Below are 26,036 nucleotides of genomic sequence, written 5' to 3' on the forward strand. Positions count from 1 at the left end.
TGTTCTCCGCTCAGTCAGTCGGGGAGGCGGTTGCCGGTGCGGGTGTCGAACAGGTGCACGTGCTCGAGATTCGGGGCGACCCAGATCGTGGACCCGGACTTGGGCGGAGTGCGGCCCTCGGCCCGCACGATGACCTCGTGGGCGCCGGGACCCTCCGTGGGGTGACCGGTGTCCTCGGTGGGATCGACCTGCACGATGGTGTTGGCCGCGGTGACCGGGGCGAGGTGGCCGTAGACGAACGCGTCGGCGCCGAGCTCCTCGACCACGTCGGCCTCGATCGGCAGCCCCGTGCCCTCGGCGGCCGGGTGCAGGTCCTCGGGACGGATCCCGACCGTGACCTTGTCCCCGGTCAGGTGCGCCTGCTGCTCACGGGTGAGCTGCAGGGACATGGTGCCGAAGGTCGCCACCCCGCTCTTCACCGGCACCCGGAAGAGGTTCATCGCCGGGGACCCGATGAACCCGGCCACGAACTCCGTGGCCGGCCGGTCGTAAAGCCTGCGCGGGGTGTCGACCTGCATGAGGTGCCCGTCCTTGAGCACCGCGACCCGGTCGCCCATGGTCATCGCCTCGACCTGGTCGTGGGTGACGTACACCGTGGTGACCCCCAGGCGGCGGGTGAGGGAGGCGATCTGGGTGCGGGTCTGCACCCGCAGCTTCGCGTCCAGGTTGGACAGCGGCTCGTCCATCAGGAACACCTGCGGGGAGCGCACGATCGCCCGGCCCATGGCCACCCGCTGGCGCTGCCCGCCGGACAGCGCCTTGGGCTTGCGGTCCAGGTAGTCGGTCAGATCCAGGATCTTCGCCGCCTCCTCGACCCTGCGACGGCGCTCCTCGACGGAGATCTTGGCGATCTTCAGGGCGAAGCCCATGTTCTCCGCCACCGTCATGTGGGGGTAGAGGGCGTAGTTCTGGAACACCATCGCGATGTCGCGGTCCCGGGAGGGGACGTGCGTGACGTCGCGGTCCCCGATGAAGATCTGCCCGCCGGTGACCTCCTCGAGGCCGGCGAGCATCCGCAGGGTGGTGGACTTCCCGCACCCGGAGGGGCCGACCAGGACGAGGAACTCCCCCTCGGCGATCTCCAGGTTCAGGTCGGTGACCGAGGGCCGCTCGGCCCCCGGGTACTGACAGGTCACATTGGCGTAGCGCACAGAAGACATGGTTCACAGCCTCTTTCCCGGCAGGCACGTGCCGGACGATCCGAAGGAAAAATTCCTGGGTAGCGTGATCCACGCCACTCACATATGAGATACTACAGACACTCATCTGAGATGACTAGGGCCAGATGCCTCGCCACTGCTTTCACCGCAACAACCACAGAACCTCGGCCCACCACAGGGCCCGAGTAGTTGCCGGGACTTGATGCCGGGACACCAGGGGACGGGTCATCCGCCCACGCTCAGTGACGAGGACGCCATGCCAACTATCTCCGGCAGCTTTGACGCACCCCATGCCCTCGTCATCGGTGAGGCCTTGGTCGATGTGGTCCCCTCCCGCGACGGCACACGAAGTGCTCACCCGGGTGGTAGCCCGATGAATGTCGCCGTCGGTCTGGCCCGCTCGGGACATCCCCACGCCTCGCACCACCGGAGCGACGCTGATTCCCACCGGGTCCATCGGATCTCTGCTCGAGCCCGGGGCCGCTGTGGTGCGTCGGACGTTCGCCGACGCGCCGCCGTCCACCCTGCTCAGCTTCGATCCCACCATCCGCCCCGATGTCATGGGTGCGCGTGAGGACGTCGTTCCGACAGTGGAAGCGCTGGCGAACTCCGCGCACGTCGTCAAGATGAGCGACGAGGACGCAAAGTGGCTGTATCCCGGTAGGCCCCACGAACCTCGTGCCACATGTCCCGGAGCACAATCTGGATCGACAGGCTCTGGAGCAGACCGCACGTACTGCTCTTGTCAGTGCGGCCATCACGGTTTCGCGTGCGGGGGCAACCCCACCCGACCGGAGCGAAAGGGATGGAGCCATCCCGGATTGGTTCAAGACGTTGCCATAGGGCTTCCCAGGGTTCTGTCAGTGGATCCAGCCCTGACAGCGGGGACCACGCTCGATGCATGTTCTGCGCATGCAACGTCATTTCAGGGGCGCAAGCGGCGCACCGACTACCTCCAAGAGGCCATGTGCAGAGCAGTGCTGCGCCCGACCATGCCTGTAGACCTCTGCTCATGACCACCCCTGGGGCGACGAACAGGTGCGCGACGGCTGGGTGCGCGTGGACCGACGGAAGCACGACCACGCAGGGGCGGCTTCATCGCTCAGGCTGTCCCTGGGGCGCGCTCGACACGACGGTCGATCATTGAGGCTGCTGCTGCCACGGCGATGAGGGTCGCGGCCAGGGCCAGGGGCAGCTGGGCGGCGCCGGTGACGAGGACCCCGGCCAGGGCGGTGCCGGCGGAGCCTGCGGTGATCTTCAGCGCGCCGATCCACACGAACACCTGGCCGCGGGCTTGGCGGGGGGCGTACTCGCTGCGGGCGGCCAGGGTGGCGGCGAAGAAGTAGGAGTTGAGGACGCCGGCCACCGCGTAGGCGGCCAGGGCCAGGGCGAAGGTGGAGGCCAGGGTGGCGCCGATCAGGGCGGCGGCCACGGCCACGGCCAGCCAGCTCATGAGTCGGTCCGCGTCGGCTTGGAAGGGGCGCACCATCACCCCGGCTGATCCTGCCAGGCCTCCCAGTCCGTAGGCGGCGGTGAGCAGCCCGGCGGCGGCGGAGTCGATGTGCAGGTGCCCGGTGGAGGCGACCGCTGCGATGGGCAGCGCGGCCACGGACAGCGCGACGACCATGGTCAGGTAGAGCGTGCGGCGCAGCGGACCGAAGGCCGCCATCATCCTCAGGGTGCGAGCGGGCGAGGGGACCTCGCCCGGGTGGGCGGCCGGTGGGGCATAGGGCAGCAGCCGCACGAAGGCTGCGGCCACGACAACGGCGGCGGCGAGCACGAGCCCGGCGGCGGCGGGGTCGGCCCAGACTGAGACGGCCGCGACGATGCTAGGGCCGATGGTGCCGGCGATGCCGTAGGTGGCCACGTCCCAGCCCTGGGCCCGGCGCTGACTGAGCCGATCCTCCCCGGCGATGGCGGGCAGGCGGCTACTGATGCCCCCGGTGAGCAGCGGCCCGACCAGCCCGGAGGCGACCAGCAGCACCGCCGGAACGATCGGGCTGGTGAGCGGGTAGAGCAGCACGGCCGCAGCCAGGGTGGTCCCGTGGAGGAGGCAGGCGCCGGCGATGACGGTGCGCCCGTCGATGGAGGTGTCCAGGCGGCGGGCGATGAACGGGCCCAGCAGGTGCGGGGCGGTGATGGCAGCACCCAGCAGACCGGCCAGCCAGCCCGGGGCCCCGCTGGTCGTCACGAGCAGCACGATGGCCAGCACCGCTCCCCCGTCGGCAGTGCGCGCCAGGGTCGCCGCGACGACGTAGCGAGGCAGGCCTGCAGAGGCGGGTGCTACCGGTATGCCGGGCTCGCCGGTGACATCCTGCGTCCGGGCGGGATGCGTCTCGAGTCGGAACGGCGGGACCGGCCCCGAGGTGGACGCATCGTGGCGGCGCACAAGCTCATCCGGCCAGTTCGGCGGTGAGCAGGGCCGCCTCGAGCTCGGTGCGCCCCTGTGCGGGCAGCCCGAGCAGCGGCAGCGGCAGGCTGGGCGACTGCACCCATCCGAAGATCTCGGCGATGGCGGCCACCACGCGCAGGCTGCCGTAGCGCCGGAACAGCACCCAGATCGGCTCCAGGTCCTGGGACAGCGCTTCGGCATGCTCCCGATGGCCGGCGACGGCGGCGTCCACGATGGCCTGGGCCGCGGCGGGGAACACCCCGCCGATCACGGAGTACCAGCAGTCGGCACCGGCCAGCAGCGCCTCCGCGGCCACCCAGTCGCCGCTGATGCCCACGGAGACGCTGCCGGGCAGGACCGAGCGGAGCTCGGTGACCCGGTCGACCACGTCTGCGGCAGGGGGCGGAATCTTGATCCCGGTGATGTTCGGCAGCTGGGTGATGCGACCGTAGAGCTCATCGGTGAACGTGAAACCGGTGGTGCCGGGGTTGTCGTAGACGATCACCGGCACCGAGACCTCGGAGGCGACATCGCGGCAGAGCCCGTAGACCTCCTCCTCGCTCAGGCGGTGATAGGAGACCGGGGCCAGCAGCACCCCGGCCGCACCAGCCGACTGCGCGTCCTGGGCATAGGTGAGCACCTCGCGGGTGCGCAGCGCCCCGATCCCGGCGATCACCGGCGTTCCGGAAGCGGCGGCGACCGCCACCTCCAGCACCAGGCGTCGTTCGGCGCGGTCCACGTAGGGGTAGATCCCGGTCGAGCCCAGCACCCCGATCGAGTCCACCTCCGCCGCGGCCAGGCGTGCCACGAGACCGGTCAGGGCTGCCTCGTCGACCCCTGTCTCGGACAGCGGGGTCAAGGGGAAGGCGCAGAGCCCTTCAAGCATGCTGACTCTCTCTTTCACTCACCCCGGGCGGCGCCACCACCGGTGCCGGGGGCTCATCGACCGGATGGAACCCATGCTGGCAAACCGATTGGTCCTAACCTAGATCCAAGAACGGCCGGAGAGAGGAGACCAAGATTGGCTGTCGCCGAACTGCCCCTCACCCTGGACCGCAACAGTCCGACACCCCTGGCCGCCCAGGTGGCCGCGCAACTGCGCCGGGCGATCCTCGAGGGCACGGTGCGCCCACCACACCATCTGCCCTCGTCCCGCCGGCTCGCCGCCGATCTCGGCGTCTCGCGCGGGGTGGTCGTACGCGCCTACGAACAGCTCACCGGTGAGGGCTACCTCGAAAGCCACGGTGCGGCAGGCACCCGCGTCGCCGTGCGGGCCGATATGCGGGCCGACGTGCGGGCGCCGGTGCGCACCGCTCCACCCCGCCCCCGCGCAGAACCTCCCCGCCCGGTCATCGACCTCACCCCGGGGCGCCCCTCGGACACCCCCTTCCAGGACCGCTCCTGGCGCACCGCCTGGCGGGAAGCCCTGGCCGAGCCCGGCCATGTCGACCTGCCGCCGGCGCTGGGGACTCCCCGGTTGCGGGCCGCGATCGCCGGGCATCTCGTCACGGCCCGAGGGCTGGCCGTGGACGCCGAAGACATCCTCGTCACCGCCGGCACCAGTGACGCGCTGCAGCTGATCGCCACCGCCCTGCGGACCCGCTCCCCCGCGCCCCGGGTGCTGGTGGAAGACCCGGGATACCCCACCGCCCGGCGGGTGCTGGCTGCTGCTGGCGCCCGGGTCCAGACCCTGCCCGTGGGCCCGGACGGGCTGCGCGCCGCCCAGCTCACTTCCCTGGACCCCGCTCCGGACGCGGTGCTGATCACTCCCAGCCACCAGTACCCCCTGGGCGGGCGGATGCCGGTGCAGGAACGGCTGGCTCTGCTGGAGTGGGCCGCCGAGCACCGGGTTCTGCTTCTCGAGGACGACTACGACAGCGAGTTCCGCCACCGGCGGATGCCGCTGCCGGCCACCGCCTCCCTGCCCTCTCAAGCCGAGGTGGCCCTGCTCGGCTCGTTCTCGAAAACCCTGAGCCCGTGGTTGCGCTGCGGCTACCTCGTGGTGCGCGGCGCCTCCGGGCACCTGGTGAAAGAGACCCGCACCAGCCTGGACACCCCCGTCTGCGGTGTCCTGCAGTCCGCGCTGGCCCACTACATCGACGACGGCGGACTGGCCCGGCACACCGCCAGGGCACGCCGGGGCTACGCCCACCGCCGCGCCCTGCTGCTGGACCGGCTCACAGACCGGCCCGATCTCGAAATTGACGCCCTTGAAGAAGGTCTCCACGCCGTCGTCCGCCTCCCGGCACCGGTCGACGCCGAGGACCTCGCCGCCAGGGCGCTGGCCCATGGCGTCCGTGTCGTCCCGCTCGCCCCCTACTACGCCCACCAGCCACCCGAGAACGGGCTCGTCATCGGCTACGGCGCACCCACAGACCTCCAACTCACCCGCGCCCTGGACATCCTGCTCCAGCTGATCGACACCACGGTCCCGCCCGGCGGGCAGGACCGCACCTGAATGTTGGAGCGGATCAGGCTGCTCTCGGGGCCCACCACCGATGTCCGCATAACAATGTTCACCGCACTTCCTGCGGCTGGGTGTCCGAGAACCGGCCATATGTAAAGCGCCGCCCTTGGATGCCTTTCCTGCTCTCAGGGCGTGCGAGTCATCACTAGGGCCTGCCCCGGGTTTCCTTGACTCCTTATCAACGGAAGTCGGGGCAATCCCGTTCGGCGGTGGAATGGCCTCCGTGGATGGACAGCGCTGATCTGCTCCGAGGCTTTTCAAAGTCCAGTTACTGGCATTTGGATTCCTGGTTCTGCGTGGTTCCCGGGGGATGCAGAGGGTATGCGGCGCAGTCTCGCCCAAGAGCTCGGGCATGATTAGGGTTCATACCGACGTCACGTCGGCTGAGGCTCCCTGCTCCTTCTCAGAGCGGTAGCAGGCCGCGACGATGCGCGCGACAGTCAGAGCGTCTGCGACCGGAGACACCACAGGGGCTCCGGTGCGGATGCTGTCGACCCACCCGCGCATCTCGGGCTGGAAGTTGCTGATGTTCTCCAGCTCGGGCAACTCCGAGAACTTGTTGACCTCGGTGCGGGCGAACGGCGCGGTGAAGTAACTCTGGGTCCACTCCGTCCACCCGGCCGGCCATCCTGCATGTTCCTGATCCACGTAGACCCGCAGCTTCTGGGGCAGTATGCCGACCTCGATCATCCCGGCGGTGCCGTAGACGGTGATGCGGGAGCTCTCGAACCACTCGAGCCGATCGTGGCCGTCGAAGCTGTAGGTCATGGACATCTCGGGGTAGTTGAGCAGGACCGCGGCGGAGTCCTCGCGGCTGGACTCATCCGACAGGCGCCTGGATTTGCGTACCCGGGCGTTGACGGACTCCGGGGCGCCGAACATGTGGACCAGGGAGTCGAGCATGTGGCAGCCGATGACCCACAGCGCCCCGCCCATGTCCGCCGGCTGATTGAGGTGTGCGGAGAGGTGCTCCCCCACCAGCGCGGCTCCCCGGGCGGAAACGGTGACCACCTCACCGATCACCCCGGCCTCGATCAGGTCCTTGGCCCGGTTGATGGACTGGGCCAGGCGCACGTTGTATCCCACCTGCACGACTACTCCGGGTGCGGCCTGAGCTTCGGCCTCGGCCAGGCGCTGAAGGTCGGTCGCTGTTGCTCCGCCGGGCTTTTCCACGACCACTGACTTGCCGGCATCCAGGGCGCGGATTGCGTGGGGGACCATGTCTTTGCTCTTGGAGTGGACCATGATCGCGTTGATGCGCTCGTCCTGGAGCACAGCGTCGATGCTGCGGGCCTCCATGTCGTATTTGTTGGTGAAGTAGTGCAGCCGCGGATCGTCGTCGGCGGCGGCCACCACCTCGACGCCTTCGATCTCACGAAGGGCACGAACCCGCGCGGAGGCGTGGGGGTGGGTGATTCCCAGAAGTCCTACGACGATCGGTTCCAACGCATTGTCTCCTGTCGTTGAGCGCATCAGGCGCAGTGCTGAGGGGCTTGCGGGTGCGGGGGGGGGGGTGCCTCTATGGTTTTCGTCAAGCGGCCAGGGCCACCGGTGACGGGGCTTGGGGCTCGGTGGGGTCTTGGTAGAGGGTCCCGTCGCGCAGCATGGCGAACAGGACGTCGGTCCGGCGGCGGGCCAGGGCGATGATCGCCTGGTTGTGGCGTTTGCCCTGGGCGCGCTTGCGGTCGTAGTACGCCCGTGAGGGCGGGTGGTTGAGTGAGGCGAAGGCCGAGAGGAAGAGCGCCCGCTTCAATCTCTTGTTGCCGCCCTTGGCGGCGTGCTCACCGCGGATCGAGGTCCCGGAACGGCGGGTGACCGGGGCGATCCCGGCGTAGGAGGCCAAGTGCCCGGCGTCTCGGAAGTCCTTGCCGACGACCTCGGTGAGGATCCTCGCGGCGGTCCTGACGCCGATGCCGGGCATCGAGGTCAGGACCGCGGAAAGAGGGTGGGCCTCCACGAGGGCCTCGACCTGGGTAGCCACCGTGGCCCGCTGATGGATCAGGGCGGCCAGCTGCCCGGCCAGGATCGGGATCACCGTGGTAGCGGCCTCGGTGCCGGCCACGACCACGCTCTGCTGGCCCAGGGCGTCGAAGATCTCCTCGGTCAACGACCCGGCCAGCCGCGGGGCGTGCTTCTTCAACCTCGCCCGCACATGCCCGCGCCCGGCGACCTGCAGCTTGGCCGGGGTCGGGTAACGGCTGAGCAGATCGGCGACCGCGGGGTGGGTCACCCGTGGCCCCAGGACCCGTTCCAGGGCGGGGTGGATCTGGGTGAGCATGCCCCGTAGGCGGTTCGAGGTGGCGGTGATCTGGGCGGCGAGGTCGTCGTCGAAGCCGGCCAGCACCGCCAGTTCGGCGATCTGGGCCTCGTCGACCCGGATGTTCCGCAGGGTGTGCGGCATGGTCCGGGCGGCCTCGGCGATGATGGCCGCGTCGCGGGCGTCGGTCTTGGCCGCGCCTGGGTGCAGGTCCGCGATCCGGCGCATCGCCAGCCCGGGCAGATAGGCCACGTCAACCTGGTCGGTGGCTTCGGCGACGGCCACCGGCAGCGCCCCGATCGTGGCCGGCTGATCCACGACCATCAGCACCGGCCCGTGCTCGGCGGCCAGCTCCTCGAGGATGGCTCGCAGCCGGGTCTCGTCGTTGGGCAGGGCCTTGTCGTAGACCGTGTTCCCGGCGGTGGTCACGGCCACGGCGTGGTGATCGGACTTGCCGACGTCGAGGCCGACGAACACCGCCGACAGTGGTTGCTCCGCCACGATCAAGTCCCTTCTGCTGCACCGGTATCTGCGCGTGCTGGCCGGCCGGGAGGTGGTCACGCTCGGCATCCACGTTACGAAGGTCCTCCACAGGAGATCCCGCCTCTATTAGCGATCCGCGACCACCGGACCGGTCCTCGGTGACAACACCCCCCGGATCATCGACGACTGGGGGCAAACGATCATGCCGAGGACCGGCCGGTCAGCACCCCTCCATCCTGCGGGACGGACGAGCTAGGAAGAAGGTAACGGGGGGCGGGGGAGCGCAGGGCGGCGTGACCGCTGCCGGCGGGGACCGGCGGGCCGTGCGCGGGGGCGTGCGCAGGGGGTGCGCGTGGACGGGGGCGGCCCGTGGAGATCCGGTCGACCGGGTGGGGCGCCCGGCCGGTCCCGGGGGACGGGCCGGTGCGGACGTCGGTGCGCCGGGGTGGGGCGCCCGGTGCGGTGGCGGTCCCGAATCCCCCTCGGGCCACCTCGACCCTAGGAGCCGGCGCCGTTCCTGTCCACTTCCCGGACGGGCGTTGTTCCAGGTCACACGGGGTTTGGGGACTCTCGGAGGATGTCCTGGGCGGGCACGGCGCGGGCAGGTCCCGGGCCTCTTGGCGATCGGCCGGACCGGGCGCATCATGGAGGCGGGACATCAGGGGCATCTCACGAGGACTGGTTCCGATGGCGGGTTCGCGCACCAGGGGCGGTTTGCGGAGGAGCACGCTGTGGGCCGACGCCCTCGGCCGGGCCTCCATCCGCGCGGGGCAGCTGATCGTCCTGCTGGCCGCGGCGGTGATCGTCGTCTACGGACTGATCCGGCTCAAGCTCATCGTCATCCCGCTGATGATCGCCCTCATCCTGGCGGCGGCGCTCCACCCGGTCGTCCGGTACCTGCACCGGCGCGGCGTGCGCGGGTCGCTGGCCACCTGGATCACCTTCCTCGCGGCGGTGCTCGTGCTCGGCGGTGTGGTCACCGGCATCGTCTTCGCCGTCCGCAGCGAGTGGGACGAGCTGCTGGCGGCCGGGGTGGCCGGGCTGGAGCGGTTGCAGGCATTCATCGTGTCGGGGCCGATCCCGATCGGCCAGCAGGCCCTCGACGACGGCATCGGCGCCGTCACGGAGTTCGCGACGAGCAGCCGGTTCGGCGTCGAGGCGCTGCTGGGGATCTCGGCCGCCGCGGAGGTCGTCACGGGGGTCGTGCTCGTGGCGGTCATCCTCTTCTACTTCCTCAAGGACGGCGGGAGGATGTGGGCGTTCTTCCTGCGCCCCTTCCGCGGGGAGCACCGGGACAAGCTGCTGCGCTCGGGCACCACCACGCTGCAGGTCCTCGGCAACTACGTCCGCGGGACCGCGGTGGTCGCCCTCCTGGAGGCGGTCGTCATCGGGGCCACGCTGCTGATCTTCCGGGTGCCGCTGGCCCTGCCGCTGGCCGTCCTCATCTTCCTGGGCGGGTTCGTGCCGATCGTGGGCGCTGCGCTGATCGGCGTGCTCGCGGCCCTGGTGGCGCTGGTCGCCAACGGGCCCGTGGTCGCGCTGATCGTGATCGCGGTGGTGGTGGCCATCAACCAGCTCGACGGCAGGGTGCTCCAGCCGATCGTGATGGGCAAGGCCCTGAGCCTGCACCCGCTGGTGGTGCTCCTGGCCCTCGCCGGCGGCGGCATCCTCGCCGGGATCGTCGGGGCGGTCCTGGCCGTGCCGCTGACGGCCGTCGCGTGGGCCGTCCTGTTGATCTGGTACGAGAGCCCCGCCGAGCCCGCCGAGCCCGGCGAGCCCGCCGAGCCCGGCGGTCCGCCCCCGGGCGGCGTCCCGTCGCGGCGGACCGACCCGCCGCAATCCGCAGGGCCGTGAGCGGAGCGGGCGGAGCCGTCCCGGGGGCAGGACGACCGGCCGCGGCCTCGATGTTACGAATGGGTAACCGATACCGCCGGTTCCTGTTTCTTCTGGCGTGTCTGCCCTCGTCCCGCGACCGGAGAACATAGGTTTCTTCCTGGGTGCGGCGGACGGTGATCTCCGTCACGTCGGACCCGGAGCCTCGTGCTCCACGACGCGCGAGCCCCGTGCTCGCCCCGGCGTGGCCCCGTCCCCCTCGGAGTGCGTACCCAGCACTCCTGGCGGGCCCAGATCGACCATGGAGGAAACGATGAGAACGAAGCGGATCGCGGGCACGGCAGCGGTGCTCTCCGGAGCCCTGCTGCTCACCGCGTGCGGCGGTGGCGGCGGCGGCGGAGCCGAGGCCGGCGCCGACGGCGGCGGTACCTTCAGCGTGTACATCGGCGAGCCCGAGAACCCGCTGATCCCCGGCAACACGAGCGAGACCGAGGGCGGCCAGGTCGTCGACGCGCTGTGGACCGGTCTCGTCGAGTACGACCGTGAGACCAACGAGGCCGTCTACACCGGCGTCGCCGAGTCCGTGGAGTCCGAGGACCAGAAGACGTGGACGATCACGCTCAAGGACGGCTGGACCTTCCACGACGGCACTCCGGTGACCGCGCAGAGCTACGCCGACACGTGGAACTACGTGGCCAACAGCGAGAACGCCCAGGGCAACTCCTACTTCTTCGCCAACGTCGAGGGCTACGAGGACCTGCAGGCCGAGGAGGGCGGGTCCCCGGCCGGGACCGAGATGTCGGGGCTCGAGGTCGTGGACGACAGGACGCTCCGGGTGACACTCACCGATCCGTACGCGCAGTACCCCACGACCCTGGGCTACACCGCGTTCTTCCCGATGCCCCAGGCGTTCTTCGACAACCCGGAGGGCTTCGGCGAGCAGCCGATCGGCAACGGGCCCTTCAAGGCGGACGAGGCGTTCCAGGAGGGGCAGGGCGTCACGCTCACCCGCTACGAGGAGTTCGGCGGGGACGAGCCCGCCAAGGCCGCGGGCGTGGAGTTCCGCGTCTACACCGAGATCAACACCGCCTACAACGACCTCCAGGCCGGCTCCCTCGACGTGGTCGACCAGATCCCGCCGGACGCCATCGCCTCCGCCGAGGACCAGTTCGGGGAGCGGTTCAAGACCACTCCGCGCGGTGACATCACCTCGCTGGGCTTCCCGACCTACGACGAGCGCTTCGCCGACCCGCAGGTCCGCCGGGCCATCTCGATGGCGATCGACCGGCAGGCGATCACCGACGCGATCTTCCAGGGCGCCCGCACCCCGGCCGCGTCCTTCGTCTCTCCCGTGATCGACGGCCACCGCGAGGACGCCTGCGACGTCTGCGAGCTGAACGTGGAGGAGGCCAACCGCCTCCTCGACGAGGCCGGCTTCGACAAGTCCGAGCCCGTGGACCTGTGGTTCAACGCCGGCGCCGGCCACGAGGAGTGGATGCAGGCCGTGGGCAACCAGCTGCGCGAGAACCTGGGCGTCGAGTACCAGCTGCGCGGCGACCTCCAGTTCGCCGAGTACCTGCCCAAGCAGGACGACAAGGGCATGACCGGGCCGTTCCGCTCGGGCTGGATCATGGACTACCCGGTCATGGAGAACATGCTCGGGCCGACCTACTCCACCGCGGCCCTGCCGCCGGCCGGTTCCAACGTGACCTTCTACTCGAACGAGGAGTTCGACGCGAAGCTCCAGGAGGGCAACGGCGCGGAGTCGATCGACGCCGCGATCCAGGCCTACCAGGAGGCCGAGGACCTGCTCGTGGCCGACATGCCGGCCGCCCCGCTGTTCTTCGGGCTCGTCCAGTACGCGCACTCGGAGAACGTCAGCGACGTGTACGTCAACAGCTTCGGGCGCGTCGAGGTCGAGGACGTCGTCGTCGGCTCGGAGTGACCCGTACCGGACCCGGGAAGCCCCCACCGGGGCGCCCCGGGTCCGCCCGCGCACCACCTCCGCGCACCACCACCGTTCGACACCACCACTGTCCGACACCACCTCCGCACACCCCGAGGAGACCCATGGGGCGGTACGTCCTCCGTCGCCTGCTGCTGACCGTTCCGGTGCTGCTGGGCGCATCCCTGCTCATCTTCGCCATGGTCTACGCGCTGCCGGGCGATCCCATCCGAGCGCTCGGCGGTGACCGCCCGCTCTCCGAGGCGGTCCAGGCGCAGCTGCGCGCCGAGTACAACCTCGACGACCCCCTGCTGATCCAGTACCTGAAGTACCTGGCCGGCCTGGTGCAGGGGGACTTCGGCACGGACTTCTCGGGCCGGCCCGTCCTCGACACGATCCTCGACCGGCTGCCCGTGACCGTGCGGCTGGCCCTCGTGGCCGTGGGCTTCGAGATCCTGATCGGCATCCTCGCGGGCGTGCTCGCGGGTCTGCGGCGCGGATCGTTCTTCGACAACCTCGTGCTCGTCTCGACCACGGTCGTCGTGTCCATCCCGGTCTTCGTCCTGGGCTTCCTCGCCCAGTACGTCTTCGGCGTCCGGCTCGGCTGGTTCCCCATCGCGGGCATCACGCAGGGCTGGTACAGCTACGTGCTGCCGGGGCTGGTGCTCGCGGCCCTGTCCCTGGCCTACGTGGCGCGGCTGACCCGCACGAGCCTCGCGGAGAACCTGCAGAGCGACTACGTGCGCACCGCCCGCGCCAAGGGCCTGAGCGAGACCACCGTGGTCGGCAAGCACGCGCTGCGCAACAGCCTGATCCCGGTGGTCACCTTCATCGGCGCCGACCTCGGCGCGCTGCTGGGCGGGGCCATCGTGACCGAGTCGGTGTTCAACATCCCCGGCCTGGGCCGGGCGGTCTACGACGCCGTGCTGCGGCAGGAGGGCGCCGTCGTCGTCGGGATCGTCACGCTCTTCGTCTTCTTCTACATCTTCTTCAACCTGGTGGTCGACGTCCTCTACGCCGCCCTCGACCCGAGGATCCGCTATGAATGAGCCCCGCACGGAAACGCTCGACGAGCCGACGCGCGGCGAGGGCGAGCACCGCGAGTCCTTCTCGGACCGCGTCGACGACCGCGCCGAGGAGCTCGCCTCCGCGGCCGCGGCGGGCGACATCGAGCAGGCCGGCCTGTGGCGGGACGCCTGGCGCCAGCTGCGCCGCAACCCGTTCTTCATCGTGGGGGCGGTGCTGTTCCTGGTCTTCGCCGTGATGGCGGTGGCCCCGCAGGTCTTCACCTCCGTGGACCCGCGGGACTGCAGCCTGGCCCGCTCGGGCGACGGCCCGCAGCCGGGGGCGCCGTTCGGCTACGACATCCAGGGGTGCGACTACTACGCCAACGTGGTGCACGGTGCGCGCATCTCGCTGGCCATCGGCTTCCTCGCCGTCCTGGGCACCCTGGTCATCGGCGTGGTGGTGGGCGCGCTGGCCGGCTACTACGGCGGCTGGATCGACTCGCTCCTGGCCCGGGTCACGGACATCTTCTACGGGCTCCCGCTCATCCTGGGCGCGATCATCCTGCTGTCGGTGCTGCCCGAGCGCGGGGTGCTCGAGGTCTCCCTGGCGCTGATCGCGTTCGGCTGGATGACGGCGATGCGCCTGGTCCGGTCCAACGTCATCGGGGTCAAGCAGGCCGACTACGTGCAGGCGGCCCGCGCGCTCGGCGCGCGCACCGGGCGGATCATCACCAAGCACATCCTGCCCAACGCCATGGCGCCCGTGCTCGTGTACTCCACGATCGCCGTGGGGACGATCATCGCCTCCGAGGCGACGCTGACCTTCCTGGGCGTCGGCCTGCAGCTGCCCGAGATCTCCTGGGGCCTGCAGATCAACGCGGCCCAGAACCGGCTCCGCGACGCCCCGCACCTGATCCTGTTCCCTTCGTTCTTCCTGTCCCTGACCGTGCTCGCGTTCATCCTCATGGGGGATGCGCTGCGCGACGCCCTCGATCCGAAACTGCGCCGATGACCTCCTCCCTCCCCACGCCCGCCCCGTCCCGGACGGCTCCCGCCCCTGCGGAGCCGCCCGTCCTCGAGGTCGACGACCTCGCCGTGGAGTTCCGCTCCCGCCGCCGCACGGTCAGCGCCGTCAACGGCATCAGCTACTCCGTCCGGGCCGGGGAGACCCTCGCCGTCGTGGGCGAGTCCGGCTCCGGCAAGAGCGTCGGCGCCCAGGCCGTCATGGGCATCCTCGACGTCCCTCCGGCGCGGATCACCAGCGGGCAGATCAGGTTCCGCGGGGACGACCTGCTGACGATGAGCCGCAAGGAGCAGCGCGCGGTCCGCGGCCCGGGGATCGCCATGGTCTTCCAGGACGCGCTGTCCGCCCTCAATCCCGTCTTCACCGTGGGGCACCAGATCGGCGAGCTGTTCCGCGTCCACCGCGGCGCCTCCCGCGGCGAGGCCCGCGAGAAGGCGATCGAACTGATGGAGCGCGTGGGCATCCCCGCGGCCCGCCAGCGCGTGGACGCCTATCCGCACCAGTTCTCCGGGGGCATGCGCCAGCGCGTGATGATCGCCATGGCGATCGCCCTCGACCCGGACATCCTCATCGCCGACGAGCCGACCACCGCGCTCGACGTCACCGTCCAGGCCCAGATCATGGACCTGCTCAGCGAGCTGCAGCGCGAGACCGGGATGGGGATGATCCTCATCACCCACGACCTCGGCGTGGTCAACGAGGTCGCCGACCGCGTGGCCGTGATGTACGCCGGCAGCATCGTGGAGAACGGCACGGTGGACGAGGTCCTGGCCGAGCCGCTGCACCCCTACACCCAGGGCCTGATGGCGTCGATGCCCAGTCTCGAGTCCCACGGTGACCGGCTGAACCCGGTCACCGGGACCCCGCCGGACCTCTCCGCCGTTCCCAGCGGCTGCGCCTTCCACCCGCGCTGCCCGATGGCGCGGTTCGGGCGGGCGGCGGCGCCGGGCAAGGACTGCGCGCGGAACGTCCCGGTCCTGCGCGAGGTCGTGCCGGGCCGGACGGCCGCGTGCCACTACAGCGAGGAGCTCGAGCATGAGTGATCCACAGCCCACGACCACGGACGCCCCGCTGCTGGAGCTGCGCGACCTCACCAAGCACTTCCCGCTCACCCAGGGCATCGTGTTCCGCAAGACCGTGGGCCAGGTGCGCGCCGTCGACGGCGTGAGCATGACCCTCAACCCCGGGGAGACCCTGGGGCTGGTCGGGGAGTCCGGCTCGGGCAAGTCCACGGTGGCCAAGCTCGTGATGGGTCTGGAGCGGCCGACGGCCGGGCAGATCCTGTACAAGGGCCGGGACATCACCGCGATGTCCGCCCGCGAGCTGCGGGACTACCGGCGCAACGTCCAGATCATCTTCCAGGACCCGTACTCCTCCCTGAACCCGCGCATGACGGTGGGCGACATCGTGGCCGAGGCCTGGGACGTGCACCCCAACTCCGTGGCCCGCAAGGACCGCGGAGCCCAGGTCCGGGAGCTGCTGGAGCGGGTGGGCCTGCGGGCCGACTACGCGAACCGGTATCCGCACCAGTTCTCCGGCGGCCAGCGGCAGCGCATCGGGATCGCCCGGGCGCTGGCCCTGCGCCCGGAGGTGATCATCTGCGACGAGCCCGTCTCCGCCCTCGACGTGTCCGTCCAGGCCCAGGTGATCAACCTGCTCCAGGACCTGCAGGACGAGTTCGGGCTGTCCTTCCTGTTCATCGCCCACGACCTCTCGGTCGTGCGCCACCTCAGCGACCGCGTCGCCGTGATGTACCTCGGCGGCGTGGTGGAGACCGGGGACCGGGACGCGATCTACGAGCAGGCCGCGCACCCGTACACGCAGGCCCTGCTCTCGGCCGTGCCGATCCACGAGCCGGCCCTGCGCGGGTCGCGGGAGCGCATCATGCTCAGCGGCGACCTGCCCAGCCCGGCGGACCCGCCCTCCGGCTGCCGCTTCCGCACACGCTGCTGGAAGGCCCAGGACGTCTGCGCCGAGGAGGTGCCCGAGCTCGTCGACCGCGGCCAGGGACACCCCTCGGCCTGCCACTTCGCCGAGAGCCGGGACCTCGTGCCCGGCTCGGCGTAGCCGCCGGCCCGAGCCGCCGGCCCCGGGCTCAGCGGGCTCCGGACGCTCCGGGGGCCCCGGCAGGGCCGGGGCCCCCGGGCGCTGCGGGGTTCCCGCCGGCGAGCGGCGCGGCCGAGTCCGGGAACGCCGCGCGGGCCCACAGCCGCATCACGGCGTAGCTGCGCCACGGGCTCCAGGCGGACGCCGTCGCCGCCGCGGCGGCCACCCCGGTTTCGCCGAGCGCGCGGCGCAGGACCAGGTCCTGGGGCAGGAAGACGTCGGGGTCGCCCAGGACGCGCAGCGAGATCGACCCGGCCGTCCACGGGCCGATGCCGGGCAGGGCCAGCAGGCGCTCGCGCAGCACGGCGGCGTCCTCTCCGGCCCGCGCGCCGGCGTGCCCCGCCGGGGTGTCGAGGACGAGTCCGTCCCGGACCGCCACGGCGAGCGCGTGGACGGTCGCGGCCCTGCGGCTGGTGACACCCACGTCCCGCTGCAGCCGGGCCGGGTCAGTCCCGGAGATCCGGCGGGCCGTCGGGAAGGCGGCGGCGCCGCCGGTCACGGGCGTGCCGTGGTGGCGGACCAGGCGCCCGGCGAAGGTGCGGGCCGCGGCGAGGGAGACCTGCTGCCCCAGCACCGTCAGGACCGCCGTCTCGAAGCCGTCCGGTGAACCGGGCAGCCGGATCAGGGGCCAGGCGCGCACGGCGGGAGCGAGCGCGGGGTCGGACGCCAGGGCGCGGTCCGCCGCGGGGGACTCCGTGCCCTCGCCGAGCCAGCGGCGCACCCGGTCCAGCACTGGCTCCAGGGTCTCCGCCGCCCCGGGCCCGACGCGCACCGGCAGGCCGGCCGGCGTGAGGCCCCTCCAGTCGACCGTCACCGTGCGGACTGCTCCGTCCACCACGACGGGGCGCCGGTGGGCGCCGCCCGCGAGGTCGTCGCACCCGGGCACGGCCTGGGACGCCAGGAAGTCCCGGAGGAACCCGGGGGACGCCGGCGGCGGGAGCAGGACGTCCACGGCACCCGCGGACCCGTCGTCGTGCATGCGAGGCTCCCGGTCGTCGAGGGACGGACGTGTCGGGCCCAGCCTGTCCCGGGGGCGGACGCCTGTCCAGGCGGAAAAGTCGACGGAGCCCCTGTGCAGATTGTTCAACAATCACTACACTGGCACGAAAGTGACCGCGGCCACGTCCTGGGTGGCCGGCGCCGTGCTCCGGTGCAGGTCGCATCCGTCCCGAGGAGGCCGCATGTCCAGCTCCGCCCCCGTCCCGCCCGCCCCGGAGGGCCGCGGCGCCGTCGGCAGCCCCGCGGCGATGCGGGCCGTGAACCGCTCCGCCCTGCTGGGCGCGCTGTTCCTGATGGCCACCAGCGCCATCGGCCCCGGGTTCATCACCCAGACCGCGAACTTCACCGTCCGGCTCGGCGCCGCCTTCGCGTTCGCCATCGTCATCTCCATCGTCGTCGACATCGCGGTGCAGCTGAACGTGTGGCGGATCATCGGCGTCTCCGGGCTCAAGGCCCACGAGCTCGGCAACCGCGTGCTGCCGGGCCTCGGCTGGTTCATCGCCGCGCTGGTGGCCACCGGCGGGCTCGTCTTCAACATCGGCAACACCGCCGGCGGCGGGCTCGGACTCGACGCGCTGCTGGGTCTCGACCCCACGTGGGGAGGCGTCATCACGGCGCTGATCGCGGTGGGCGTGTTCGTCAGCAAGCGCGCGGGCGTGGCCCTGGACCGCATCGTGGTGGTCCTCGGCGTGCTCATGCTCATCGTGACCACCTACGTGGCGATCGTCTCGCGCCCTCCGGTGGGGGAGGCGATGCGCAACGTGGTGCTGCCCGAGAACGTGGACTTCCTGGTCATCACGACCCTCATCGGCGGCACCGTGGGCGGGTACATCACCTACGCGGGCGCCCACCGCATCGTCGACGCCGGGATCACCGGCGTGGAGAGCGTCAAGCAGATCTCCCGCAGCTCCGTGGTGAGCATCGTGCTCACCGGCGTGATGCGCTTCCTGCTGTTCCTGGCGATCCTCGGCGTGGTCGCCGGCGGGGCCCAGCTCTCGGGCGAGAACCTGGCCGCCCAGGCGTTCCTCTCGGCCGCCGGGGAGGTCGGTCTGCGCCTGTTCGGCGTCATCCTGTGGGCCGCGTCCATCTCCTCGGTCATCGGCGCCGCCTACACCTCGGTGTCCTTCCTCACCACCTCCCGGACGAGACCCCGCACCCGGAACCTGATGACCATCGCGTTCATCGTGGTCTCGGCCGCCGTGTTCGTCCTGCTCGGGCAGGCGCCGTCCACGCTGCTCATCGTGGCGGGAGCCGTGAACGGGCTCATCCTGCCGCTGGGCTTCGCGGTGCTGCTGTGGGTGGCCTGGCGCCGGAGGGACCTCCTGGGCGGCTACCGGTACCCCACCTGGCTCGCGCTGATCGGCACCGCGGTGTGGCTGCTCACCATCTACCTGGGATACCAGTCTCTCAGCGGCATCGCCGCGCTGTGGTCGTGAGCGCGGTGGGAGCGGCGGGCGCGCAGGACCGTCAGGAGCGTGCCGCGCTGACCCCGGCCGCCGCCCGGGCGATGTTCCGCAGCGGCCTGGTCACGCCCACGTCGGGCTGGTGCGACGGCTACGCGCAGGCGAACCTGATCGTCGTCCCGAGGGACTGGGCCTTCGACGTCCTGCTCTTCGCCCAGCGCAACCCCAAGCCGTGCCCGGTGCTGGGCGTGCTCGAGGCCGGCGAGGTGACCGGACCGATGCTGGGCGGGGGCGACGTCCGCACCGACGTCCCGCTCTACACCGTCTACCGGGACGGCGCGGCCGCGGGCACCCGCACCGACCTGCTGGACGTGTGGCGCGAGGACCTCGTGACCTTCACCCTGGGCTGCAGCTTCACCTTCGAGGCGGCCCTGCAGGAGGCCGGGATCCCGGTCGCCCACATCGACCAGGGCGTCAACGTCCCGATGTACCGCACGAACGTCCCGTGCGCACCCGCCGGGCGGCTGTCCGGGCCGCTGGTCGTGTCCATGCGGCCGGTCCCGGCCGACCGGGTGGCGGACGCCGTGCGCATCACCTCGCGCTATCCGGCGGTGCACGGCGCCCCCGTGCACATCGGCGCCCCGCAGGAGCTGGGGATCCGCGACCTCGCCGCGCCGGACTACGGGGACGCCGTGGAGATCCCGGCCGGGCACCTGCCCGTGTTCTGGGCCTGCGGGGTGACGCCCCAGGCGGCGGTGCTCGAGTCCGGGGTGCCGTTCGCCCTCGGGCACGCCCCGGGCCACATGCTGGTCACGGACCTGCCGAACTGGCAGTACCAGGTGCCCTGACCGCGGCCGGCGCGGGACCCTCCAGGACGTCGAGGAGCTGCTTCCGGGAGGCCTCCAGGTAGTCGTGCATCTGCACGGCGGACTCCTCGCGCCGGCCCTGCTCGAAGAGCTCGAGGATCCGTGCGTTGCGCTCGATCCAGGGGGCGTGGAAGGACGGGTCCTGCCGCATGGAGTAGAACACGAGCCGCGCCTCCGCGAGGGTCCGGGACATCAGCTCGTTCTGGCGCACCGAGCCGGCCAGTTCCACGACGCCGCGGTGGAACCGCTGGTTCGCGTCGGCCATGCCCGGGACGTCCTGGCGGCGGCGGGCGGCGCGGCCGTCCTCGACGGCCGCGTGCAGGCCCGGCTGCGGGACCGGGTCCGACCAGCGCAGCGCCGAGGTCTCCAGCGCGAGGCGCACCCGGTGGATCTCCCGCACGTCGTCCGCGCCGGGCCGGGCCACCGAGACGCCGCGGTTGGGGACCCGGACCAGCAGGTTCTCCCCGACCAGGATCGTGAAGGCCTCGCGCAGGGTGTTGCGGGAGACCCGCAGCGCCTCGCTGACCCGGGCCTCCGAGAGCCGGGTCCCGGGCGGCAGCCGGCCGGCGACGACGCCCTGGCGCAGGACGTCCACGGCCCACGGGATGGCCTCCCCCTGCGGGGCGGGCCCGGCCTGCGCGACGGCCGTCATCAGGAACGCGTTCTCCACGGTGTTCATCAATCCACCATCCTGGCATCCGGCGGGACCTGAACCCGCGACGGCACCCTGGTGGCGGGCCCGGGCCGTCCTCTAGGCTTCCAGCACATCCGTCCCACACCCTGGAGGCTTCGATGCAGAAGACCGGTGCAGCACTGGCCACGGCCGCCGTCCTGACAGTGACCGCGTGCGGAGGTGGGGAGTCCGGCGGAGGAGCGGCCGGGGACGGCGAGCTGACGACGGTCAGCATCGGCGTCATCGCGAGCACCGATGTGGCGCCCCTCTACCTGGGGATCGAGCAGGGCTTCTTCGAGGAGGAGGGGCTGGAGCTCGACATCACCCAGGCCCAGGGCGGGGCGGCCATCGTCCCGTCCGTGGTCAGCGGGGAGCTGGACTTCGGCTTCAGCAACGTGACGTCGCTGATCGTGGCCCGGTCCCAGGGGCTGCCGCTGCAGATCATCGCCAACGCCAACAACTCCACCGGGGTCCAGGGCGAGGACTTCGCCGACGTCCTGGTGCGCGAGGACAGCGAGATCCAGGACGCGGCGGACCTGGAGGGCAGGACCGTCGGCGTCAACACCCTGAACAACATCAGCGACACCACCATCCGCGCGGCCATCGAGGCGCAGGGCGGCGATCCCGGGAACGTCGAGTTCGTCGAGATCCCGCTGCCCGACATGCCGGCGGCCCTGGACCGGGGCGAGGTGGACGCGATCGGGTCGATCGAGCCCTTCCGGACCATCGCGATGCAGGACGGCGCGCGCTCGGCCGTGTCCAACTACGCGTTCCCGATCGAGGACCTGACGGTGGCCGTGTACTTCACCACCGACGACGTGGTGGCCGAGGACCCCGAGATGGTGGAGTCCTTCCAGGCGGCCATCGAGAGGTCCCTCGAGTTCGCGCAGGACAACCCCGACGAGGTGCGCGCCGTCCTGCCCAGCTACACGCAGCTCGACGAGGAGCTGATCGACCAGCTCGTCCTGCCGTCCTACCCCACCGAGGTGAACCGGGAGTCCGTGCAGGAGCTCGCGGACCTCGCCGTGCAGCACGGTCTCATCGAGGAGACACCCGACCTCAACGAGCTGCTTCCGGAGTGACCGGCGGCCGGGGGACCGGCGGCTGAGCCCGCTCAGGAGAGCCGGGCGAGCACCTGGTCGGCGTCCACCGCGTCGCCGGGACCCACCACGAGCTCGCGGACCGTTCCCGCCCGCGGGGCGGACACCCGGGTCTCGGTCTTCATGGCCTCCAGCACGGCGACGTCCTGGCCCGCCTCCACCTCGTCCTGCTCGGACACCAGCCAGGAGACCAGCGTCCCCGCGAAGGGCGCGGTGACGGCGCCGTCGTCGGCGGGGACCGCTCCCGCCGGGGACGCGTCCCCGGCGGGAGCGGAGCTCAGGGCCGCGGCGAGGGCGTCGGGGATCCCGATGCTCACGCGCCGCCCGTCCACGTCCACGGTGAAGCGGGTGCGGCCCTGCTCGTCCGCGCGGGCGTACTCGGCGTCCGGGGCGAGCCGGTCGGCGAACTCCTCCTCGATCCACGTGGTCCACACCCCGAGCTCCTCGTCCCCCGCGAAGGCGGGGGCGTCCAGCACGGCGCGGTGGAACGGGACCGTGGTGGCCACGCCGTGCACCTGCAGCTCGCGCAGGGCGGTGCGGGCCCGCACGAGCGCCTGCGCGCGGGTGGGGGCGCTGACGACGAGCTTGAGCAGGAGCGAGTCGAAGGTCGTGGCCACCCGGGTGCCGCGGCGCACCCCCGAGTCGACGCGCACCCCCGGGCCGGTGGGGGTGTCGACGGCCTCGACCGTGCCGCCGGAGGGCAGGAAGCCGCGGCCGGGGTCCTCGGCGTTGATCCGGAACTCGAACGCGTGCCCGCGCGCGGGCGGGGTCTCGAGCACCGGCAGGGGGTCCCCGGCGGCCACGGTCAGCTGGGCGCGGACCAGGTCCACGCCGTAGACCTCCTCGGTGATCGGGTGCTCCACCTGCAGCCGGGTGTTGACCTCCAGGAAGGAGATCAGCCCGTCCTGGGCCACGAGGAACTCGGCCGTGCCCACCCCCACGTACCCGGCCTCCCGGAAGATGCCCTCGGCGGCCGCGGCGATCCGTTCGCGCTGGACGTCCGTGAGGAAGGGCGCGGGGGCCTCCTCGACGAGCTTCTGGTGGCGCCGCTGCAGGGAGCAGTCCCGGGTGCCGAGCACGACGACGTGACCGTGGGCGTCGGCCACGACCTGCGCCTCCACGTGCCGCGGGCGGTCCAGGAAGCGCTCCACGAAGCACTCGCCGCGGCCGAACGCGCTCTGCGCCTCGCGGGCGGCGGAGAGGAAGGCGTCCTCGACCTGGTCCAGCTCCCGGACCACGCGCATGCCGCGGCCCCCGCCGCCGTGGGCGGCCTTCACGATCACCGGCAGGCCGTGCTCCTGGGCGAACGCGCGGGCGTCCTCCGGGGACTCGACCGGTCCGTCGCTGCCGGGCACGAGCGGGGCGCCGGCGCGCCGGGCGATCTCGCGGGCGGCGACCTTGTCCCCCAGCAGCACGATCGTCTCCGGGGAGGGGCCGATCCAGGTGAGGCCGGCCTCGATCACGGCCCGGGCGAAGCCGGCGTTCTCGGAGAGGAACCCGTAGCCCGGGTGCACGGCGTCGGCGTCGCACCGGAGCGCGATCGCGAGGACCTCGTCCCCGTCCAGGTAGGTCTCGGTGGCCGAGGTGCCCTCCAGGGCGTACGCCTCGTCGGCCAGCAGGACGTGCGGGGCGTCGGCGTCGGGGTCGGCGTAGACGGCCACGGACTCGAGGCCGGCCTCGGCGCAGGCGTGGACGACGCGGACGGCGATCTCCCCGCGGTTGGCGATCAGGATCTTGCGCACGGTGCTACTCCTGGGACGTGTCGGTCGAGGTCTCGGTGGTGGAGTTCTCGGGGGTGGAGGTCTCGGCGGTGGAACTCTCGGTGGTGGTGCTGACGGGGCCCGGCGGCTCGGCGGTGCCGCCGACTGGATCCTCGGGGGACGGTGCGCCGAGCTCGGGCGCCGGCGCCCGCACGAAGCGCAGCCGGCCGCCCGGGCGCAGCTGGGCGAGGACGGGGAGGTCCTGCGGGTGCACCACGCCGAGCACGGGATAGCCGCCGGTGGTGGGCGCGTCCTGCAGCAGGACCACCGGCAGGCCCGAGGGCGGGACCTGGACGCAGCCGGGCACGGTCCCCTCGCTGGGCAGCTCGTCCGTGCGCGCCCGCTCCAGCGGTTCGCCCGCCAGCCGGGCGCCCACACGGTCGGAGGAGGTGGCGAGCTCCCACTCCTGTTCGAAGAACGACGCCACGGCGGCGGGGGCGAACCAGTCGTCGCGGGGGCCCGGGACCACGCGGACGGAGGACACCGCGGGCGGGCCGGGCACCGGCACGGGGGGCCGGACGGCCGTGCCCGGGTCCGGCCCGACCGGAAGGGCGTCGCCGGCGGCGAGCGGAGCCGGGCCCAGCCCCGCGAGGGTGTCCGCGGAGCGGCTGCCCAGCACCGGCGGGACCGCGACGCCGCCCCGCACGCCCACGTAGGCCCGCGCCCCGGCCGTCACGGCGCCGACGACCAGCCGTTCGCCGTCGCGCAGGGCGAAGGGGGTGCCGAGCGGGGGGCGCCACGGGGCCGGGCCCGTGACCGTCAGCGCCGCCCGCGCGCCGGTGACGGCCAGGACGTGCTCGCCGTGGGCGGTCAGCTCGAGACCGCCGAGCAGGTTCTCCAGCACCGCGGCCCCCGGGTCGTTGCCCACGAGCCGGTTGGCCGAGGCGGCGGCGGCAGCGTCCAGCGCGCCCGAGGGGGAGACGCCCAGCGCGGCGGAGCCCGGGCGGCCGCCGTCCTGGACGAGCGTCTGCAGCCCGGGGGCCCCGACCGCCAGGTGCGGTCCCCGCACCGGTGCGGGCCCAGCGGTGCCCGGGGCGATCTCCGCGAGCTCGCGCACGGGCCGGTAGCGCACCCGGTCCCCGGGGCGCAGCAGGGCCGGGTCGTCGCGGTCGAGGTCGAACATCCGGGCCGCCGTGCGCCCGATGAGCTGCCAGCCGCCGGGGGAGCTGCGCGGGTAGACGGCGGAGAACCGGCCCGCCAGCGCCACCGACCCGGTGGGGACGGTGGTGCGCGGCGTGTCCCGGCGCGGGACGTCGAGGCCGTCCTCGGCGTCGCCCACGCAGTAGAAGAAGCCGGGCGCGAAGCCGGCGAAGGCGGCCGTCCACGTCTGCTCGGAGTGGGCGCGGACCACCCCGTCCGCGCCGAGGCCCGTGAGCTCGCCGACCGCCGCGAGGTCCTCCCCGTCGTAGACGACGTCGATGGTCACGGTGCGGGCCTCGCCCGTCCCGGCGCTCCCGCGCGGGGCGGCGCGGGCGGCGCGGACGATGTCCCGCAGCGCCGCGGTGGTGCTCGCCCGCACCACCACGGTCTCCGCACCGGCCACGCAGTCCACGAGCCCGGGCAGGTCCGCGCCGGCGAGACGGGCGTGCACCGCCACGGCGTCGTGCAGGTCGGCGCACTCGACCAGCGCCGCGCGCGGGCCGAGCGGCCGGACCCGGCGGGGCACGCCGGGGGCCGGCGCGCTCACAGGAAGCTGCCGACGCGCAGGCCGGCCTCCTCGAGGGCGTGGCGCACGCGCCCGGCGATGGCCAGTGCCCCCGGGGTGTCCCCGTGCACGCAGATGCTCTGGGCGTCCACCGCCACGAGGGAGCCGTCGACGGCCTCGACGACGCCCTCGACGGCCATCCGCACCACGCGGGCGGCGATCTCCTCGGCGTCGTGCAGGACGGCCCCGGACTCGGTGCGGGGCACGAGCGTGGCCTGCGGCGTGTAGCCGCGGTCGGCGAAGGCCTCACGGACCGTGCGCAGCCCGGCCGCCCGCGCCTGCCGCTCGATCTCGGAGCCGGGCAGCACGAGGAGGGGCAGGGCGTCGTCGACGTCGCGCACGGCGTCCACGACCGCGCCCGCGTGCTCCTCGTGGTGGACGATCGCGTTGTACAGGGCGCCGTGGGGTTTGACGTAGCTCACCCGGGTGCCCGAGGCGCGGGCCAGGGCCTGGAGGGCGCCGATCTGGTACACCAGCTGGTCGGTCAGCTCCGCCCGGGGCACGGCGATGAACCGGCGGCCGAAGCCCTTCAGGTCGTCGTAGGAGACCTGGGCGCCCACGGCCACGCCCTGCTCGGCGGCCACGGTGCAGGTCCGGCGGGCGACCGTCGGGTCCCCCGCGTGGAAGCCGCAGGCCACGTTGGCGCTGCTGACCACGTGGAGGACGGCCTCGTCGCCCTCCATGGCCCAGGCGCTGAGCGACTCGCCGCAGTCCGCGTTGAGATCGATGTCGGAGGGGGGCATGCTGTGCTCCTTGTCACGTCGGTCCCTCCAGCATGCCCTGTCCGCCAGGATTGTTCAACAATATTTTCCGTCGGGATCGGACTCCGTCCCACCGGTGGACGCCAGGTCCTGCC

Annotated in this window: 20 protein-coding genes; 10 read left to right on the plus strand and 10 right to left on the minus strand. The window is 72.2% G+C overall.

From position 1 onward, the window contains the following. Positions 1-14 precede the first annotated feature (14 nt). The 3 genes from ugpC to Q0817_RS08030 form a co-directional block, all read right to left on the minus strand. Positions 15-1,160 (minus strand): ABC transporter ATP-binding protein, encoded by a 1,146-nt coding sequence (ugpC, locus tag Q0817_RS08020; protein ID WP_298585639.1) that lies wholly within the window; start codon positions 1,158-1,160, stop codon positions 15-17. Between the two features lie 1,102 nt (positions 1,161-2,262). Then, entirely contained in the window at positions 2,263-3,372 is a 1,110-nt protein-coding gene (locus Q0817_RS08025) for an MFS transporter (RefSeq protein WP_298585640.1), read from the minus strand. A 181-nt stretch (positions 3,373-3,553) separates the two neighbouring features. Continuing rightward, complete coding sequence (locus Q0817_RS08030; RefSeq protein WP_298585641.1) at positions 3,554-4,438, minus strand: dihydrodipicolinate synthase family protein; 885 nt, start codon at positions 4,436-4,438, stop codon at positions 3,554-3,556. Between the two features lie 135 nt (positions 4,439-4,573). Here Q0817_RS08030 and Q0817_RS08035 point away from each other — a divergent pair, with 135 nt between their 5' ends. Then, positions 4,574-6,010, plus strand: a complete 1,437-nt coding sequence (locus Q0817_RS08035; RefSeq protein WP_298585642.1) for a PLP-dependent aminotransferase family protein — start codon at positions 4,574-4,576, stop codon at positions 6,008-6,010. 372 nt (positions 6,011-6,382) lie between these two features. Here Q0817_RS08035 and Q0817_RS08040 read toward each other — a convergent pair whose 3' ends face one another. Together Q0817_RS08040 and Q0817_RS08045 are read right to left on the minus strand one after the other, a co-directional pair. After that, entirely contained in the window at positions 6,383-7,465 is a 1,083-nt protein-coding gene (locus tag Q0817_RS08040) for a Gfo/Idh/MocA family protein (protein WP_298585643.1), read from the minus strand. 85 nt (positions 7,466-7,550) lie between these two features. Continuing rightward, a complete protein-coding gene (locus Q0817_RS08045) occupies positions 7,551-8,777 on the minus strand; it encodes an IS110 family transposase (protein WP_298585644.1) in 1,227 nt (408 codons plus the stop codon). Between the two features lie 669 nt (positions 8,778-9,446). On the opposite strand from Q0817_RS08045, the gene Q0817_RS08050 reads away from it, so the two are divergent. The 6 genes from Q0817_RS08050 to Q0817_RS08075 all read left to right on the plus strand — a co-directional run bounded on the left by Q0817_RS08050 (position 9,447) and on the right by Q0817_RS08075 (position 16,635). Further along, positions 9,447-10,613: an AI-2E family transporter gene (locus Q0817_RS08050; protein ID WP_298585645.1), complete on the plus strand. Its 1,167-nt coding sequence runs from the start codon at positions 9,447-9,449 to the stop codon at positions 10,611-10,613. Positions 10,614-10,905: 292 nt separating this feature from the next. After that, on the plus strand, positions 10,906-12,537 hold the full coding sequence (locus tag Q0817_RS08055) for an ABC transporter substrate-binding protein (RefSeq protein WP_298585646.1): 1,632 nt from the start codon (positions 10,906-10,908) through the stop codon (positions 12,535-12,537). 125 nt (positions 12,538-12,662) lie between these two features. Continuing rightward, positions 12,663-13,586 (plus strand): ABC transporter permease, encoded by a 924-nt coding sequence (locus Q0817_RS08060; protein ID WP_298585647.1) that lies wholly within the window; start codon positions 12,663-12,665, stop codon positions 13,584-13,586. After that, positions 13,579-14,556: an ABC transporter permease gene (locus tag Q0817_RS08065; RefSeq protein ID WP_298585648.1), complete on the plus strand. Its 978-nt coding sequence runs from the start codon at positions 13,579-13,581 to the stop codon at positions 14,554-14,556. Before Q0817_RS08060 ends, Q0817_RS08065 begins: the two co-directional genes overlap by 8 nt. Then, a complete protein-coding gene (locus Q0817_RS08070; RefSeq protein ID WP_298585649.1) occupies positions 14,553-15,611 on the plus strand; it encodes an ABC transporter ATP-binding protein in 1,059 nt (352 codons plus the stop codon). Before Q0817_RS08065 ends, Q0817_RS08070 begins: the two co-directional genes overlap by 4 nt. Then, entirely contained in the window at positions 15,604-16,635 is a 1,032-nt protein-coding gene (locus tag Q0817_RS08075; RefSeq protein WP_298585650.1) for an ABC transporter ATP-binding protein, read from the plus strand. The genes Q0817_RS08070 and Q0817_RS08075 overlap by 8 nt, the downstream gene beginning before the upstream one ends. A gap of 28 nt (positions 16,636-16,663) precedes the next feature. Here the strand turns inward: Q0817_RS08075 and Q0817_RS08080 are convergent, their stop codons facing one another. Next, positions 16,664-17,653: a DNA-3-methyladenine glycosylase gene (locus Q0817_RS08080; protein WP_298585651.1), complete on the minus strand. Its 990-nt coding sequence runs from the start codon at positions 17,651-17,653 to the stop codon at positions 16,664-16,666. Between the two features lie 202 nt (positions 17,654-17,855). On the opposite strand from Q0817_RS08080, the gene Q0817_RS08085 reads away from it, so the two are divergent. Together Q0817_RS08085 and Q0817_RS08090 are read left to right on the plus strand one after the other, a co-directional pair. Beyond that, positions 17,856-19,109, plus strand: a complete 1,254-nt coding sequence (locus tag Q0817_RS08085) for an NRAMP family divalent metal transporter (RefSeq protein ID WP_298585652.1) — start codon at positions 17,856-17,858, stop codon at positions 19,107-19,109. A 71-nt stretch (positions 19,110-19,180) separates the two neighbouring features. After that, entirely contained in the window at positions 19,181-19,924 is a 744-nt protein-coding gene (locus Q0817_RS08090; protein WP_298585715.1) for a putative hydro-lyase, read from the plus strand. On the opposite strand, the gene Q0817_RS08095 is transcribed toward Q0817_RS08090, so the two are convergent. After that, positions 19,887-20,621, minus strand: coding sequence for a GntR family transcriptional regulator (locus Q0817_RS08095; protein ID WP_298585653.1), 735 nt, complete (start codon positions 20,619-20,621; stop codon positions 19,887-19,889). The genes Q0817_RS08090 and Q0817_RS08095 overlap by 38 nt on opposite strands. 113 nt (positions 20,622-20,734) lie before the next feature. Here Q0817_RS08095 and Q0817_RS08100 point away from each other — a divergent pair, with 113 nt between their 5' ends. Beyond that, entirely contained in the window at positions 20,735-21,697 is a 963-nt protein-coding gene (locus Q0817_RS08100; protein ID WP_298585654.1) for an ABC transporter substrate-binding protein, read from the plus strand. A 32-nt stretch (positions 21,698-21,729) separates the two neighbouring features. Here the strand turns inward: Q0817_RS08100 and Q0817_RS08105 are convergent, their stop codons facing one another. The 3 genes from Q0817_RS08105 to Q0817_RS08115 are packed head-to-tail and all read right to left on the minus strand — an operon-like array spanning position 21,730 to position 25,923. Continuing rightward, positions 21,730-23,457: a biotin carboxylase N-terminal domain-containing protein gene (locus Q0817_RS08105; RefSeq protein ID WP_298585655.1), complete on the minus strand. Its 1,728-nt coding sequence runs from the start codon at positions 23,455-23,457 to the stop codon at positions 21,730-21,732. 4 nt (positions 23,458-23,461) lie between these two features. Next, on the minus strand, positions 23,462-25,162 hold the full coding sequence (locus Q0817_RS08110; RefSeq protein WP_298585656.1) for a 5-oxoprolinase/urea amidolyase family protein: 1,701 nt from the start codon (positions 25,160-25,162) through the stop codon (positions 23,462-23,464). Beyond that, positions 25,159-25,923: a LamB/YcsF family protein gene (locus Q0817_RS08115; protein WP_298585657.1), complete on the minus strand. Its 765-nt coding sequence runs from the start codon at positions 25,921-25,923 to the stop codon at positions 25,159-25,161. Before Q0817_RS08115 ends, Q0817_RS08110 begins: the two co-directional genes overlap by 4 nt. Positions 25,924-26,036 lie beyond the last annotated feature (113 nt).

Source organism: uncultured Kocuria sp. (assembly GCF_947500125.1).
Taxonomy (GTDB): Bacteria; Actinomycetota; Actinomycetes; order Actinomycetales; family Micrococcaceae; genus Kocuria.